Raw genomic sequence first — 16,766 nt, 5'->3', positions numbered from 1 at the left:
CATGACTGAAGAAAAGAAAACAGAAGAGACAGCAGAAGAGGACTGGGGTGTCGAGAAGCCTAAGGGCGGAATCGCCATCGAGACCAAAGTAGGGCTTTGCCTGATTTGTATTCTGCTGAGTGCCTTTGGTCTGGTTGTCTATCAGAAAATCAATCGTCCCCAGGAAGCACTGGCTGTCAACAGCCCTGCCGAAGATGGTACGGGGGAGCAGACGCCGGGTGAAGCGGATCCCTTCGCCGAGGGAAACGGAGAAAATAACGGTGCTGCAGAGGTTACAGAGCAGTCCGCTGACTTCAATACGGGCGGCGGTGATTCCGGATTTTCTACCCCCCAGGAAAATCAGAACCAGGACAATGCCTTTGGTGCTCAGGAGCAGCAGCCCGCCGGTGATCAATTCGCCCAGAAAGGCTTCGATAATTTTAACAATCAGTCAACATTCAATAATCAGAGTGAGCCCGCACAGTCAACGGAAATGGCTGCCAACCAGACAAACAATGGTTTTGAGTCGTTTGACCAGCCTGCTGCAGGCAAAAATGAATTTGGTAATCCGGCACAAAATGATTTTAATGCCGGGATGCAGAATCAGGCGGAACCAGCGACATTCGATAACGCTCAGGCAGATCCTTTTGCCGGCGGCGATCAGTTTGCGCAACAACAGAAGCAGCCTCAGGCTGCTATGCAGAATGATTTCAATTCCGGAGCCGGTTCTGAGTTTAATGCTCAGGAAACGGGTTCAGGCTCAGGTCTGATGGAACAGCCGGCTGCGAATGAATTTGCACAGGCTGAGACGGGTAACGCTGCTGCAGTGCAGGTGGAAGAAGATCCCTTTGGTGCCTCCAGCGAGCCGGCACAGGCCATGCCTCAGCAGGCTGAACCTGCGAGTGATAATGAGTTTGGTAACTTTGACCTCGCCGAAGATGGTGCCGGGGGGCAGATGCAGAACTCAGGCGGATTGCCGCAAAAGACGGCTAAAGTCAATATCACCGAAATCTCCAGCCAGTCGGAGCCTGATCCTTTCGGGAATGCTGGTTTTGATCAGCCGGAACCACAGACTTCCACCGGTCAGATGGAGAATCCAAACGAATTTGGGGCAGATGTTTCTACTGCCAATGCAGGGAACTTTGAACAGCCTCAGGTTTCCGAATTCAGTGAAACACAGGAGACTCAGGGTACTGATCGTTTCGGAGATTTTCGGGCGGAAGAATTTTCAGCCCAGCAGGCGGAAAGTGTGACTACAGTCAAACGACCGGCAGCCAGTATCGATTCGGGATCCTTCGAAGAAACAGCGATGACTCCCGAACCGGCTGCACAGGCACGAGGGCTGTTCGATGGGCCTGCGCCTACTCAGAGTGTCTCGGTTCAGGAAGAGTTTGGTGCGTTGCAGCAAGAGGGCTTCAGCCAGCCGGTCGCAGCAGCGACGGGGGGAGAGTATGTCGTTCAGAACGGTGAAAACTTCTGGACGATTTCCAAGAAGCTGTACGGCAGTGGAAAGTATTTTCAGTTGCTGGCCCGGATTAATAAGAGTCGCGTCAGCGATCCCCGGACGATGCGTCCGGGATTAAAATTGATTGCTCCGGATCGCTCTGCAATTGAAGCTCAATACCAGGCGATTCATAAAACCAGTAATCAGACTACTGTCAGCGAGTTCAGCGGCAGTAACACTGTGCGAAAGCCAGGCAAAGCATCAGGGTTTTTCATCAGTCAGGATGGGCGCCCGATGTATCGCGTGGGCAGCAATGATACACTGACAGATATTTCCCAGCGTCATCTGGGGCGATCTTCCCGCTGGTTTCAGATTTATCAGATGAATCGGCAGAGGCTGCAAAATCCGAACAAGCTTCAAATTGGTACGGAATTGCAGCTCCCGACCGATGCCAGCCGGGTCAGTCTTGTGCCCGGAAACTCTTCCAGCCGATAAGAGATAAAGCGTCTTTAGTTCGTCTTTATCACTCCCATTTCTGAACTGGCGGCGAGGCAGCAGGCCTGTGTCCGCTGGTGCGGAAGAGGCTGGAATCGATGTTATTCCGTTTCATCAGTGCCATTTTGCTGGCAGTGGCCGTTTCTCTGATCGGCATTGCGCTGGAGAAAGAGAGCCTGAAGCTGAAACGGCAGGTCAGCCGACAGCATTTTCAGCTGGAAGTATTGATCAATTCGCATGCTAAAATGAAGCTGGCAACGCAACGCGCCAGTTCGCCGCGTAAGGTTCTGAACTCAATGGAGCGGGGAGAGCTGGAGGTCGAGTCCAGTTCAGAGCCTGCGCTGACCAATCGCCGTGAAATGCCGTTGCTGCAGTGGCATCTGCAGCGAACGCCACAGCAGGCGACACGTCAGAAATAACAGATTTATCCCGGTGTAGAGGGCAGGTGGGCAGTTTCTTGAAATCCGGTATCTCTCAATCTCGAATCAGCTGGCGGAGCTGGAGCCTGATCGTACTGGTGGTCTTTGCCTGGCTGGTCATTTCCGGACGGCTGGTTTATCTGCAGTACGTCGGGCATCAGCAGTTCAAAACAGTGGTTGCCCGTCAGCAGGTGTTCAAAGAAAAAATACCGTCCCGTCCCGGCGATATCCTGGATCGCAACGGACGCCTGCTGGCAACGACAATTGTCACAAACAGTCTCTACGTGGTTCCCCAGCGGTTGAAGGGGAATCAGAATGTGATTCCGGTTTGCGAAGCTCTGGGGCTGGATCAGGGGCACTTTCTCAAACGGCTGAAACAGAACGACGACAAACTGTTCCTGTGGGTCAAGCGGCGTCTGTCGGATGTGGAACTGAAGAAAATCCGTGCACTGAATCTGGCTGATGATGCCTGGGGCTTTCGTCAGGAATATCGCAGACAGTATCCACAGGGGACATTAGCGGCCCATGCACTGGGATTACGTGATATCGACGGCAAAGGGCAGGGAGGACTGGAAGAAGCCTTCGATCACATGATCTGTGGACAGGATGGCTATCGGTTCCTGGTCCGCGATGCTCATGGTCGGGTGATTGAGGTCCGCAATGATTCACGGGTGGCGCCGCGGAATGGCGAAACGCTGGTTGTCTCACTGGATTCAATCATTCAACTGTATACCGAACGTGAGTTGCAGGGGATCGTCAAAGACTGGAAACCCAAAAGTGCCTGTGCCATCGTGATGGATGTTAAAACATGCGAAGTACTGGCGCTGGCTTCTGTGCCGACCTTTGATCTGAATCATCCGGAAGAGATCAGAGAAACTGCCTGGAAAAATACCGCGATTGCTTCCATATATGAGCCAGGTTCAACGCTCAAGCCGTTTATCGTTGCTGCCGCTCTGGAGAAAGGGCTGATCAGTAAGGATGAAGAATTCGATTGTGAATACGGCGAATACCGCATGGGTAAGCGTCTGCTGCATGATCATCACAGTTATGGCATGTTAAGCGTGACAGATATTCTGGTGAAATCCAGTAATATCGGGATGGCGAAAATCGGGGAGCGTTTAACGAACGCGGGATTGTATGAAGCGGTAACGGCTTTTGGCTTTGGTCAGAAGACAGGCATTCAACTGCCCGGTGAGTTGACGGGGATCGTCAGGCCCCTGAAATCCTGGAATATCTATTCAACCGGTTCGGTGCCGATGGGGCAGGAAATCGCTGTCACACCAATTCAATTGATCACCGCCCATGTGGCCCTGGCCAATCAGGGGAAACTGCTCAATCCCCGGCTGATTCGTGACCAGATCGACCACAACTACTTTCCCCGTTCCGAGGATGAGCCCGCTCAGGTGCGTCCGCTGGTTTCAACTCCACTGGTCTCACCTGAGGTGGCAGACTGGTTGGTCCAGGTTCCCATGCTGGAAACGGTTGAGCGTGGAACGGGACGACGGGCGAAACTGGACGAATATAAGGTCTTTGGGAAAACGGGAACCGCTCAGAAACCGGATCCGAAAACGGGTGCATACTCCTCGCAGTTGCACGTCAGTTCTTTCATGTGTGGTGCGCCGGCTCACGATCCGCGGGTGCTCGTTCTGGTGGTCGTTAATGAACCATCGGTCGGAGAAAACCACTACGGCGGCACAATTGCTGGCCCCCCTGCAGCTGAGATTCTGAGAAAAACCCTCTTGTACCTCCACGAGCCGTTCGACGGATCGGGGTCACGCTTTGAGGAACGGTCTGCCAGCCGGGTACGTAATATTCTGCGTTAAGTCTTTCCAGTGCCCCCGTCTTACCTGGTTTGGTGGTGGGTCACTGATTTTGCGGTATTCGCCTCTCCGGGAAGCCCCTGGTCTTGAAGTAATATTGACAAAAAACGGATTTTTTTACTATTAATCCCGTCATATCACCTCTCTCAAGAACATTTCAGACACACTAACAGCTTCCTCTCCGGTTTTCTGTCTCTCTGATTCAGGTTGTCAGAAAATCTACTTATCGTTTTGGCGTTTCCGCCGCAATTCACACATTTCCATTTCGAATTGATCTGACATTCACAGCAGATCGGATCGTTCTATGCAGGATCTCCCGATTTTTGATCGGGCAGCTCTATCATGGCAGAAGAAACAAGCAAACAACCAGAATCCGAAGCAGATCCGCAATCCTCAGCGGTGACTGCTGAGGCTGAAGTTACCGAAGCTGGTGCTTCAGTCGGGGAAGATGGTTCGCGCACTCTACCTCAACGCCTGCTGCAGTTTGTCAGTTCGCGCTGGAAGCTGGTTGGGATCGCTGCTTCGGTTCTCGTGCTGTTGACCATCTACCTGATGAGTGGATCCAGCGAGCCGGAGAAAACGCCTCAGGAGATTCTGGCCGAATCGCTGGAACTGCTGGAAGATCGCGAAGATCCAAAGTCGTGGACGATCGCGCAGGACCTGGCTTACTCGCTCAAGAAACAGGAGTATCAGGACCCGGATTTTCCTGGAGCCTTGTACTACATTTTTGGAGTGGTTGCCTTTCGGAATGCGGAAGATCTGACAGGAGAGTCCCAGGATCATCAATACCTGATTGCCAGTCGATACCTCAAGGAAGCGGAACGCAGAGCCATCATTCAAAAGCACCGCCCCGAATGGTGCTTCGCGTATGGCTCCAGTCTGTATCAGCTCGGTTCGACGAAACTGTCGCGACCGTTGCTTGAAGAAGCGGTCGAGACCTGGCCGCATGGTAAACTCAAAGCATCCATGATGCTGACCGATATCTACCTGGATCACAAAGCGGACGCGGAACTGCAGAAAGCATTCAAATTGAACTCCGTAGCGCTGCAGTCAGACAATCTAAACCCCGTGACGCAGGATCGCCTCTACCTGCAACGTGCTCAGATCATGCTGGCCCAGGGGAAAAATGATCTGGCTGAGGAAGTGCTGACGAAGGTGCAGCAGCAGGACTCGGTCAACCAGGTGACTCTCGTCTTCCAGGCGCAGACGTTGATGGCTGAGGGTAAGTATCAAGAAGCATTAACCATCCTGGCCCCAGTCAAAGATAACCTGGGACTGGACCGCAAGTTTTCCCGGCAGGCATCCTATCTGATGGGGCTGTGTGCGGAATCGTTGGATGATGAAGAGGCGGCAATCGGCTTTTATGAGCAGACTACCCACCGCTATGCGGGGACCCATGAAGGGCTGGCTGCGTATCTGCATCTGGCCGAGTTGCTCCGCAAAAATGGACGTACTGAAGAAGCGTTAATCGCCTACAGGACGGCACTGCGGTCAGTCAGCAGTCCGGAAGATTTTCGTAATCGCTGGATCAGTCTGGAAGGATTTCGCAAGTACGTGCTCGACGCCTGGAATGACTGGGTTGATGAAGCAAAAATCAAAAATGGTGTGACCTATTTCAGTGCCGCAATTCAGTTGTCCGAATATCTGCCCCCCCTGTTGCCTGAGGTGCAGGCACGCGAACTGGCTGCGAATGCCAATCGGCGGTGGGCGGAATATCTTGAACGCAGCTACGAACAGACGACCGTCAGTGAGCGGGAGAGACTGAAGCATGAACTACAGGACCACTGGATTCAAAGTGGTAAAGCATATTATGAACTGGCCCGCCGTCTGAAAACGACGGATCGTTACGGAGAGATTCTGTCCATTTCTGCAGAGCATTTTCAGAAAGGTCAGGATTATGAAACTGCACTTAAAGTGCTGACCCGGTTTATCAATATCAACCCGGATGAAAAAATGCCACAGGCACTGGTTCGTCGTGGGGAAATTCTGCTGGAACTGGATCAACTGGATGAAGCCATCAGTCATTTTGAACGGGTGATGACGAACTACCCCACCGATGTGGCTGCGTTCCAGGCAAAGTATCTGCTGGGCGTCGCACACCTGGAGCAGGATCAGCTCGAACAGGCTCAGGGGGTCTGGAAAGACATTCTGGAGAACAGCAATTTAACACCTCAGGCGAAACAATGGTCGGATTCTCTGTTTGCACTGGGCAAGCTGAATTTTCACCTTGGGAAGATTGCGGGTAAAAAGCCCCAGACGGCAGGTGGCACAATACAAGGTGAGAAGTCAACCGCACAGCCGGGGCCCTATTTTTACTTTGAGGAATCGACGAGACGACTGCGGGAATACGTAAATCGATACCCGGAATCAGAAAAGGTGCATGAGGCACGGTTCCTGCTTGCCCGGGCTTTGCAGAATCTGGCGGATGAACCCTTGCAGGAGATGAAGACTGCCCGAACCGAAAACGCCCGCCAGGAACTGCAGCGGAAACAGTATCGTTTTTTGAATATGGCGATTGAACAGTTACAGAGTCTGAATCGCGATCTGCGCCGTCTCGAGAGTCAGGATCGCCTTGATCCCTCGGTAAGCGACTGTTGAAATCAACCTGTTTCGGCAAAGCGCATCTGCTGTACATGACGGGTGAGTACGAAGACGCGATTAAATCGTATCACGATGCCGTCAATCGCTATCCACAATGCACGGAAGTGTTGATTGCCTATATGAAAATGTCAGGCTGCTATGAAAGCCTGGGTAAAAAAAATGAAGCTAAGAGCATGCTGGAGCAGGCCAAGATTATCCTGAAACAGATGCCCGATAAAGTGTTTGATTCCCGGGACAGTAACCTCGGGCGTGAGGAATGGAATCGCTGGCTGGACTGGTCGCGGGAGTTGCGCTATTCCAATCAGCAGGCGACCACCGCCAAAACTGGAAATGGTGCCTGACAAATAAGATTAACCTGTCTGCGGTTCAGTCGGGACTGTGTGATGCAGTTCGGTCAAACCGGAAACGATTTAGAAAAATGTTAAAAGTGTTATGACTTCCACACACATGATTGATTATCCGAAACTGTTTGCGGTGCGTCTGGAATACTCCAGGGCCCTGTTGAAGCTCTCCCTTCAGCAGCAGGATCTGATCGAGCAGGATGATTACACACAGCTGCTGGATGTTCTGGGGCAGAAACAGCGGTTACTGGGACAACTGGATCAGTATACCCGGCAGTTGCCTCAACTCTGGGAAAAATGGAAGGCCGATCGGGATCAGCTGCCGACAGATCAGCGGGAAACCTGTGAAGCCATTTTACAGCAATCGGAGGCAGTGCTGTCCGAGTTGTTGCAGAACGAAGATACCAGCACGCAGTCGATGGTAGATCGACGCGATCAGACACGTGAGCAGTTAAAGTCACTCAATCAGGGTGGCAGAGTGGGGGAAGCCTACCGGGACAACCTGGCCCCGGTGACGCATCGCCATTTGAATATCGACCAGTAACGGTCACTTAAAACAATACGTAACGTTAATCTTTCAGAGATTGGTTTTTAATAATGAAGCAGAGTATGATTCATCAGGTAGCATCACGCGGCGTGATACAGGTCGTATCCGAAGATCGGATCCGCCGACTGGAAATCTGTACGCAGTTGTCAAATCTGGGCTACACGGTCGTGCCGCTGGCAGAGATTGTACTTTCTCCCGCACCACAGCACTCCGAGGCAGATGTTTGTGTATTGCTCGATGCGAAAGGGATTGCTGAGTACGCCTTCAAGGCAGAGACACTCCCCGAGCAGAGCTTGATCCCGGTACTGTTTTATCCCGCTTTCACAGCCGGACAGACACGTGACGCCCGGCAAGCAGGCGGAACGGGGAGTCTGGCTGGTATGGTTCCCTTTGCAGAACTGAAGCCGGAAGACTCGCTGGAAAGTATCGGCCGTCTGCTCGATTCCGCGATCAGATATTCTCGCCTGTCGCGAAAGTGTACCGGACTGATTCAGGAACTGAATACGCGATCTACGCGTAAGCTGATCGGTTACAGTCAGGCGATCCAGAATCTGCGCGACCGGATTGCCGACACAATTCATCTGCTGACTCCCGTTTTGGTGCAGGGCGCTCCGGGGACGGAATTAGCACTGGTAGCAGAGATGATTCATGATGCCATGTTTCTGGAGACGCGACCTTTTATCAAAGTGAACTGCAGCAGCCTCACGATTGAAAATGTCGAGCGGGAACTGCTGGGATATTTTACTGATGAGCAGAGCAGCTACACCGATGAGCCCAAGTGGAACCCCGGTCGCCTCGAGCAGGCGGAAGGGGGAACCCTGGTACTGGATCAGATGCAGCTTGCCTCTCTGCCGGTGCAGTCAGCGATTCTGAAAATTGTGGAACGGAATGAGTATCTCTCTCCCGAAGACGGTCTGCTCAAAAAACTCAACTGCCGACTGTTGACGTTAAGTCATGTTCCACTGACCGAACTGGTTGCTCAAAATCAGTTCAAACGCAAACTGGCATCAGTGCTGGGTGAGACGACGATTTCGGTTCCGCGGTTGAATGATCGCAGGGAAGATCTGGCATTGCTCACGGAATACCTGTTGAGCGAAGTTGCCCGCAGCGAGGGGACTGTTCCCAAGCTGCTGACACTGGATGGCCTGGAAACCCTGAAGCGGCACAACTGGACTGGCGATGTGCAGGAGCTGCGAAACCTGCTTCAGCATGTCAGTCGTGTAGACAATGGTCCTCGCCTGGATGCTGCCAGCCTGCAGCCCTGGATTGGATCCGAGGCATTGGCAGATCCCGAGGCAATGGTCGGTATGACCTTGCGGGAAATGGAACAGAAGTTGATTGAAAGTACATTTGCCCGCTGCGGGGGCAATCGTGAAAATACGGCCCAGATGCTGGACATCGGCTTGAGAACGCTTTCGGGAAAACTGAGATCGTACGGTTATCCGCCACGGGGAGGCCCAGATTCAAAACGGAACTTCACGGTCCGGCGTGCAGCCTGACCAGCGGCAGCGTTTATTGTTTATGAAGGTGTAAATCATGTTAGATCAGATTCTGAATTCGAATTCGTTGCCACTGCTGGAGAAAATGGCCGCGTTCTCAGAGCGTCGGCAGGAAGTTCTGGCGGGAAATATCGCGAATATTGATACCCCCGGGTACAAGATGCGCGATCTGCCTGTGGCCGAATTTCGGCAGGCATTGCAGGAAGCCGTTCAGTTGCAGGAAAAGCTGGCTCAGCCTGCCAACCGTTCGTCACTGTCGATGCCGGTGACGCTGGGAGAAACACGAAACCCGGAAACAGAGCTGCAGAGACTGTTTCCGCGGAGTCTGTACGAGGCCCGGGAAACGTCGCCTCAGAATCTGACCTTTAATGATGATAATAATCGGAGCATTGAAGCACAGGTGATGCATATGACCAAAAACTCGCTGATGCAGCAGTTTGCGGTTGAGACCATGATGGCTCAGATGAATCAGCTGTTAACGGTAATCTCTGAAAGAGCTTAAGGCCTGTAATCTGAGTGAACTCAGGAAGATCGGGTAAAGGAGCGAGGTATGTTTAAGGGAATTGATATCAGCAGCAGTGCTCTGGTGGCACAGCGTCAGAGAATGAACACAATTGCAGGTAATATCGCTGCGGTAAATGTGTCTTATGATCCTGCCAGCGACAAAGAGCCTTATTATCGGCGGATTGTGACCTTCCAGGCGGATACGGAGAGCCTGGACCAGGAGAAGACGGGAGTCGGTGTTCAATATCATGTAAAAATTGATACAGACACACCTTTAAGAAAAACGTATGATCCCGGCCATCCTCACGCAGACCAGGATGGGAATGTTACCTATCCTAACATTGATATGGTCAACGAGTTCGTCAACGCCATGGAGGCAGGACGTTCATACGAGGCCAATATTTCCGCAATGCAGATGTCGAAAGAAATGTTTAATACATCGTTGCGGATTCTGGCGTGAGGTGAGACTTTCATTATCGTAAAATTCAACTTCATCTGATCTCAGGGAAGGGAACAGGATGACGAATTCCATCAGTCATATCGGAAATGCATTTGTGCCGGGGATTCCCCCGACGGGCATTCAGGAAGCAGGCACTGCCAACCCATCGGGCGGTCCTTCCTTCAAGGAACTGATGCTTGACTCACTGCATAACGCCAATCAGATTCAGCTGGACTCGCAACAGGCTATTGAAAAAGGACTGCTGGGAGGCGATATCACCCAGGCGGAAGTCTTCACCTCAGTGAAGAAAGCGGATCTGGCCCTGAAGATGATGGTGCAGATGCGAAATAAGCTGCTGGAAGCATACAACGAAGTGCAGCGGATGCAGCTCTGATCAACCGCACTCAATAGCGATTCTCTTACCATTTTGACATGGACTAGTCGATTGGTTACCCCGGTATGGATACGATAAAAAAAATATATCAACAGTTCGCAAGCTTATATCAGAACATGACGGGCAGTCAGCGGGCGATTCTGCTGGCCGTCCCCCTGTTGATGATGGTCGCGTTCGGCTTCCTGTTCTTTCGAGAAAGCCAATCCAGTTATGTGTCACTTTCGCTGGGGAAAGATTTCACCACGGAAGGTGTGATTCATGCTGAAGAGGTCCTGCTGCGGGCGGGGCTGACCGACTTCACCCGTAAAGGACAGCGGATCATGGTCCCGCAGTCCGAAGTGACTCGCTACAATGCAGCGCTGATCGAAGGTGGCGGTCTGCCGACCGACTGGGCATCCGAATGGCAGGAGCAGTTTGAGAAATCGAGCATGTTCGTCAGCAAGGACCAGTTGCAGGTGATGCGGGATATCGCTTTAGGGAATCAGCTGCGCAGAATGATCCGGGCCATCCCCTCGATTGAAGATGCGAGCGTGATGTGGGCCCGTTCCAAGAAACGGCTACGCTGGAATAATACCACTCCCGAAGTCACAGCGACCGTGATGGTCAAGCCACGTCCTGGACGGGAACTCTCTCCGACTCTGGCGAGCAGCCTGCGGGCAGCGGTTTCCACCATGGTACCTGACCTGACTGCCGAATCGGTGACCGTTTTCGATCAGTCCACCGGAAACTCATACACCGCGGAAGATAAGAATGCCGCCTTCGATGGTAAATTCATCAGCTGGGTCAACAAGCATACCCGAAATTACCAGACCAAGATTCTGGACTCCCTCTCTTACATTCCCGATGTAATCGTGAATGTGAACGTCGATGTGGAAAACCTGAAGCGCTACGTTGAACGCAAGCAGGAAATCAACACCGATGGCACGGTCGCACTGCAGTCGAAAGAGCAGTCGACAGAGCGGAACATCAGCCAGAAACCGGCACGAGCCGAACCGGGGGCCCGTTCCAATCAACCTAATTCGCTGTCGGTTGCACGCGGTAATGAGAAGAGCGAGAAGGTAACCGAAACGAATTCAGAATCGCTGTCGGCGCCTTCCTTTACCTGGACGGAAAAAGAGTTTGTCGCTGCGATGCCGAACACGGTTCAGGTTTCAATTTCCATTCCCGAAGACTATTACGCTGCTGTCGCAGTCAAACGGGGCATCCAGAAGGGAGAGTCGGATGCAGATCTGGCCACCTTCAAACAGGCGACCGATACGATCAAAGCTGAGGTGGAAACCAGTATTCAGAAACAGGTTCAGAAGCTGATTCCCTCCCAGTCGGCTGAGAATTCCGTGAGCGTTGCTTCATTCGTCCGCGTGGATCAGCAGGTGCCGGAAGTGGCATTACCGATAACGGAAACCGTAGGTGAATTTGTGAGCCAGTGGGGCAGCACCATCGGTCTGGGACTGTTCGCTCTCTGGGCACTCTGGATGCTCAATAAGAGTATGCCGGAGATTGAAGAAGTCAATACGGAGGAAGTAAACATGCCTCGCGAAAAACCGACTCCCGCGGAAGACGAAGAGGAAGAGATTCGCCCCCGCAGGCAACCGACACAGCGGGATGAAGTGCAGTTACTCGTACGCGACAATCCGGAAGCTGCGGCCCTGGTGCTGCGGAAGTGGATCCAGTCCAAGTCGTAGACAGGTGCTCCTCCGGGAGTCGATCAGGAATACAGTTAAAGAGTGGATAGAAACATGGATGATCTCCAAAAAGCAGCTGTGCTGTTACTGAGTCTGGACAAACCGCTGGCTGCAGAGGTCTTAAGTCTGATGTCCAAAGATGATGTCGAAAAAGTGACAATGATGATTGCCCGGATGCAGGATGTCACCAAAGAGCAGCAGTCCAGCGTATTGAACGAGTTCACTTCTCTCAGTGGTGAGCAGACCAATATGGAACGTGGTGGTCTGGATGCGGTGAATGAACTGCTGGAACAGTCGCTGGGGAAAGAAGGCGCCGGTTCGATTCTGGACAGCATCAATCAGACGATGAACTCGGTTCCTTTCGGATTTTTACAGAAGTCCGGAGCAGCGAACCTGCTGACTTTTATCATCGAAGAACATCCACAGACCATTGCCATGATCATGTCGCATCTGCCCAGTAACCTCGCGGCAGAAGTACTGGCAGGGCTCCCTTCCAACAAGCAGATGGATGTGATCAAGCGGATTGCCAATATGGAGCAGACCAGTCCGGAGGTCATTCGTGACGTTGAGAAGAGTCTGGAACATCGAATGAAGAATACATTCAGCCAGGGGACAGAAAAGGCGGGTGGCGTGGAACTGGTGGCTGAAATCCTGAACGTAACCGACCGGATGACCAACAAGGGGATTCTGGAAAATATGGATCAGGAAACACCCGATCTGGCAGACGAGATCAGAAGACTGATGTTCGTCTTTGATGACCTGGTCAAACTGGACAACAAGGCCATTCAGGCTCTGCTCAAAGAGGTTGATACCAACCAGTGGGCGGTGGCTCTCAAGGGAGCTTCCGAAGAGATCAAGCAGAAGGTGCTCAGCAATCTGTCACAACGGGCGGCTGACATGCTGCGGGAAGAAATGGAATACCTGGGGCCGATCAAGGTCAGCGATGTCGAAGCCGTTCAGCAACAGATTGTCGACAGCGTGCGGCGGCTTGAAGATGCCGGTGAGATTGAAGTCGCCTCAGGAAGCGAAAGCGAACAGTACATTACCTGATGTCGGTCAGGGAACGAGTTTGATGTCAGGCGGTTCTGGACGCAGAGGCAGCCTGACAGAATACAGATAAAGATCGAATTATGGCGGAACTGGAAACAGCAAAACTGTTAAAAGCAGAAGCCTTTCGAGCATTGGGTTCGAAGGTGGCTTACAGTTTTAACGACATCGAAAAACGATGCGAAGACTACATTCAGAAGGTGCGCGACCAGACGCGCCAGATGATTCTGGATGCGCAGCAGGAAGCGGAACAAATCAGACAGACTGCCTACCAGGAAGGTCATCAACAGGGGTTGACCGAAGCACAAATGGAACAGGAGCAACTGGTACAGACCCGGGCCGAGCAACGGGCCAGCCAGATGGTTCAGGAGCAGCTGGGAACCGTTTATCCCGCGATGCAGCAGGCCGTGGAAGCCTTGCAGCACGAACGTGTGAACTGGAGACAGATCTGGGATAAGAGTGCCGTCGAAATCTGCCTGGGGATTGCCGAGAAGGTGATCCGCGCGGAACTGAATGCGAAGCCTGAGTCGGTGCGTCCCATGATGAGTGAGGCGCTGAAGCTTGCTTCCGGCACGCAGCAGATTCGCTTTCATCTGAATCCTGTCGATGTCGAACATCTGGGGCAGAACACCAGAACTTTCATCAGTAATTTAACCGGCTGTCAGAGCTGTGAGATCATAGAGGACGAAACAATTTCTCCCGGTGGTTGTATTGTCGAGACGCAGCACGGCACGATTGACGCGACCCTGGAAACGCAACTCGAGCGAATTTCAGAGGAACTGATCATTCAGAATCAGGAATAGTCTTTTCGGATGTTTGATGTATCCCAGCAGATAAAACAGATTTTGCCCTTTCGCCTGACCGGCAGGGTGACCCGTGTCGTGGGACTGACGGCTTCAGTCTCCGGATTTCCGGCACCGCTGGGGGCAGTTTGCGCCATCGATCGGGAGAATGGTCACGCCATCGAAGCGGAGGTGGTCGGCTTCCAGGATGAAGAAACGCTTTTACTGCCTTACGAAGATCTGACCGGAATTCGTCGTGGAGACCGTGTGTCACTGATTCAGTCGGTCCCTGCCGTGGCGGTGGGAGATGAAATTCTGGGACGTGTCCTCGATGGACGCGGACGTTGTATCGATGGCAAAAACCAGGCGATGCTTGCGGAACGGGCCAATCTGAAGGCGAAGCCTATTTCGCCCCTGGATCGTCCGCGAATCGATACACCCTTGAGCACAGGTATTCGGACCATTGATGGATTACTCACCTGTGGCAAAGGTCAAAGGCTGGGGATCTTTGCGGGCAGTGGTGTTGGAAAAAGTACCTTGATGGGACAGATGGCCCGCCAGAGTTCTGCGGACGTGAATGTGGTCTGCCTGGTGGGTGAGCGAGGCCGTGAAGTCCGAGAGTTTCTGGATCGCGACCTGGGCCCGGAAGGACTGTCCCGTAGTGTGGTCATTGTGGCAACGAGTGACGAACCGGCGTTGATTCGTCTGCGCGCCGCGCATCTGGCAGCCGCCGTCTCGGAATACTTCCGCGATTGTGGCAAGGATGTGCTGCTGATGATGGACAGCGTGACCCGCTATGCCCTGGCACAACGGGAAATCGGCCTGGCGGCCGGTGAGCCTCCGGCGACCCGTGGCTATCCACCCAGCGTGTTTTCCCTCCTGCCTAAACTGCTGGAACGGAGTGGTCGGACCGATTCAGGAAGTATTACCGGTTTCTACACCGTGCTCGTTGAAGCCGACGATGCGAATGAGCCGATTTCTGATACCGTGCGCGGGATTCTGGATGGCCATATCATGCTGTCGCGTAAACTGGCTCACGAATCTCACTGGCCTGCGATTGATGTATTGCAGAGTATCAGTCGTTCGATGAATGACATTACTTCACCGTCTCATCAGGCGGCCGCGTCAAAACTGAAAAAACTGATGGCCGCTTATCAGCAGTCTGAAGATTTGATTTCGATTGGCGCCTATCAGACGGGCTCGAATGCGGAAGTTGACCTGGCGATTAAACTGCGACCAATCTGGAATGAATTCCTGCGGCAGGGGAATACTGAAAACTCGAACTTTGACCTGGCAACCCAGGGGCTGGCCAATCTGACTGCACGGATGGAACAGCTCAAACCGATGCATGCAGAAGGTCCTGAAGCAGCTGCAGACGTAATGTCTCCGGCTGAGGCGGCGGGCAATCTGAACTGAAGTTAAACGGAAATCTGACTCTGACCTGAGTTTGCGATTATGAAAAAATTTCGCTTTCAATTTGAATCTGTTCTGAAAATGCGACGGCATAAACGCAGTCTCTGCCGTCAGCTGCTCGGGGAGATTCTGCAGGCTGATCAGCGTCTGGTCGAGGAGTCTCGGCGCCTGGATGCACTCCGGCAGGAACAGATTCAGGAGATCCGGCAGCGACAGGAACCGGGACGCTTAGACATCGATGCCGGTGCGAACCTGCGTTCTTACGTGGGACAGTTGCAGGCACAGTTACGGACGGTTCAGGCCAATCGCCGGCTTTTAGAAAAGCAGCTGACTGCCTGCAGACAGGCTCTGGCGAAAGCGGAGCAGGAAGTCAAGGCGATGGAAAAACTGTCAGACAAGCACCGCGAGGCATTTCAGTTTGCCCAGATCCGTAAAGAATCTCTGGAACTGGAAGAGACCTGGGCCGCGACACAACAGTCGGGAGGTCTTCGATGATGCGTTCTCTGGCTGTGATTGTCAGCGTGTTCTGTGTGGCTACGATCATTTCGCAGCTGCTGGGAGTAGGCTTTCTCTGGTTTCGGGGGCATCTGAATGCGGACGCTGTGAAAGATATTCGTCTGATCGTAACCGGTCAGACTCTGGATGATGTGGAACTGGTCGAAGATGAAACGGTGCTGCCTTCCCGGGACGAGGTGACGGAAAAACGGGCCATGCGGATTCTGGAGCTGGTGGCCCGTGAAGATGAAATCGATATGCTGAAAAGCTCGATCACGCAGTCTTCCGATGCTTTAAAACAGGATCGGCTGGCCTTTGAAGCGGCCAAACTGAAATTTGAGGAAGAGCTGGCTCTGTTAAAAGAACAGAGCCAGAGTGTCGCGACTAAAAAGACACAGTCCGTGTTGATGGCATTACCATCTGGTGATGCGGTGCAGTATCTGATGCAGGTCTCACTGGAAGAGAATCTGCAACTGCTGAAGGGCATGGATGGCAAATTTATTGCCAAGCTGCTCAAGGAATTCCTGGTGGCCCCGGATCCGATGGTGATCAAACGCGGGAAGGAAATCTTTAAGCAGATGTCACAGGACGAGCCCTTCCGAAGTTTCGCTGACGATACCCTGGATCAACTCTCTCAGAACTGAATCGCGGTTCGGTATTTCCTCAGCTGGTTGACAGCTGCTGCTCCTGAATCGGACTAATACGGTTTTTCGCTAAAATTGTTCTATATTACGTATTCTGACGTCATGTCTCAGGGCTGATCCTGTCGAATATGATAGTGGTGAATTCGTCGATTCCTGTCACGTTCACCACTGCGCAGTCCTCTCTGGAGGGCTGAAGGCGATTGTATTCGGATACCTGTTTA

General features: G+C 52.7%; 16 protein-coding genes. All 16 read left to right on the top strand.

The window, feature by feature from the left end; translation table 11 throughout:
- Position 1 precedes the first annotated feature (1 nt).
- The 16 genes from F1728_RS03850 (at position 2) to F1728_RS03775 (ending at position 16,545) form a co-directional block, all read left to right on the top strand.
- On the top strand, positions 2–1,918 hold the full coding sequence (locus tag F1728_RS03850; protein WP_155362972.1) for a LysM peptidoglycan-binding domain-containing protein: 1,917 nt from the start codon (positions 2–4) through the stop codon (positions 1,916–1,918).
- A 98-nt stretch (positions 1,919–2,016) separates the two neighbouring features.
- On the top strand, positions 2,017–2,337 hold the full coding sequence (locus F1728_RS03845) for a hypothetical protein (RefSeq protein ID WP_145183104.1): 321 nt from the start codon (positions 2,017–2,019) through the stop codon (positions 2,335–2,337).
- A gap of 38 nt (positions 2,338–2,375) precedes the next feature.
- Complete coding sequence (locus F1728_RS03840) at positions 2,376–4,160, top strand: peptidoglycan D,D-transpeptidase FtsI family protein (RefSeq protein WP_155362971.1); 1,785 nt, start codon at positions 2,376–2,378, stop codon at positions 4,158–4,160.
- Positions 4,161–4,499: 339 nt separating this feature from the next.
- The gene (locus F1728_RS03835) at positions 4,500–6,755 is read left to right on the top strand and encodes a tetratricopeptide repeat protein (RefSeq protein WP_155362970.1); all 2,256 of its coding nucleotides are present in this window, start codon (positions 4,500–4,502) and stop codon (positions 6,753–6,755) included.
- Positions 6,752–7,099 carry a tetratricopeptide repeat protein gene (locus F1728_RS03830; RefSeq protein ID WP_155362969.1) on the top strand — a complete coding sequence of 116 codons (348 nt, stop codon included), beginning with the start codon at positions 6,752–6,754 and terminating at the stop codon, positions 7,097–7,099. The genes F1728_RS03835 and F1728_RS03830 overlap by 4 nt, the downstream gene beginning before the upstream one ends.
- 91 nt (positions 7,100–7,190) lie before the next feature.
- Positions 7,191–7,643: a hypothetical protein gene (locus F1728_RS03825; RefSeq protein ID WP_155362968.1), complete on the top strand. Its 453-nt coding sequence runs from the start codon at positions 7,191–7,193 to the stop codon at positions 7,641–7,643.
- A gap of 65 nt (positions 7,644–7,708) precedes the next feature.
- Entirely contained in the window at positions 7,709–9,145 is a 1,437-nt protein-coding gene (locus tag F1728_RS03820) for a sigma-54-dependent transcriptional regulator (RefSeq protein WP_194242671.1), read from the top strand.
- A 37-nt stretch (positions 9,146–9,182) separates the two neighbouring features.
- Positions 9,183–9,647 (top strand): flagellar basal body rod protein FlgB, encoded by a 465-nt coding sequence (locus F1728_RS03815; RefSeq protein ID WP_145039387.1) that lies wholly within the window; start codon positions 9,183–9,185, stop codon positions 9,645–9,647.
- Between the two features lie 48 nt (positions 9,648–9,695).
- The gene (flgC, locus tag F1728_RS03810; RefSeq protein WP_145039389.1) at positions 9,696–10,109 is read left to right on the top strand and encodes a flagellar basal body rod protein FlgC; all 414 of its coding nucleotides are present in this window, start codon (positions 9,696–9,698) and stop codon (positions 10,107–10,109) included.
- 58 nt (positions 10,110–10,167) lie between these two features.
- Positions 10,168–10,482, top strand: a complete 315-nt coding sequence (gene fliE / locus F1728_RS03805; RefSeq protein ID WP_145183119.1) for a flagellar hook-basal body complex protein FliE — start codon at positions 10,168–10,170, stop codon at positions 10,480–10,482.
- A 116-nt stretch (positions 10,483–10,598) separates the two neighbouring features.
- Entirely contained in the window at positions 10,599–12,164 is a 1,566-nt protein-coding gene (locus tag F1728_RS03800; RefSeq protein ID WP_194242670.1) for a hypothetical protein, read from the top strand.
- A gap of 54 nt (positions 12,165–12,218) precedes the next feature.
- Positions 12,219–13,214, top strand: coding sequence for a flagellar motor switch protein FliG (fliG, locus tag F1728_RS03795; RefSeq protein WP_145183125.1), 996 nt, complete (start codon positions 12,219–12,221; stop codon positions 13,212–13,214).
- Between the two features lie 80 nt (positions 13,215–13,294).
- Complete coding sequence (locus F1728_RS03790) at positions 13,295–14,014, top strand: FliH/SctL family protein (RefSeq protein WP_155362965.1); 720 nt, start codon at positions 13,295–13,297, stop codon at positions 14,012–14,014.
- Between the two features lie 9 nt (positions 14,015–14,023).
- Positions 14,024–15,409 carry a FliI/YscN family ATPase gene (locus F1728_RS03785; RefSeq protein WP_228030498.1) on the top strand — a complete coding sequence of 462 codons (1,386 nt, stop codon included), beginning with the start codon at positions 14,024–14,026 and terminating at the stop codon, positions 15,407–15,409.
- Positions 15,410–15,448: 39 nt separating this feature from the next.
- Positions 15,449–15,901, top strand: coding sequence for a flagellar export protein FliJ (locus F1728_RS03780; RefSeq protein ID WP_145183130.1), 453 nt, complete (start codon positions 15,449–15,451; stop codon positions 15,899–15,901).
- Positions 15,898–16,545, top strand: a complete 648-nt coding sequence (locus tag F1728_RS03775; RefSeq protein ID WP_155362964.1) for a hypothetical protein — start codon at positions 15,898–15,900, stop codon at positions 16,543–16,545. The genes F1728_RS03780 and F1728_RS03775 overlap by 4 nt, the downstream gene beginning before the upstream one ends.
- The last annotated feature ends 221 nt before the right edge of the window (positions 16,546–16,766 follow it).

The sequence above is a fragment of the Gimesia benthica genome, assembly GCF_009720525.1.
Taxonomy (GTDB): Bacteria; Planctomycetota; Planctomycetia; order Planctomycetales; family Planctomycetaceae; genus Gimesia; species Gimesia benthica.
Note: the sequence above shows the minus strand (reverse complement) of the source record. Positions and strands in the feature narration are given on the sequence as shown.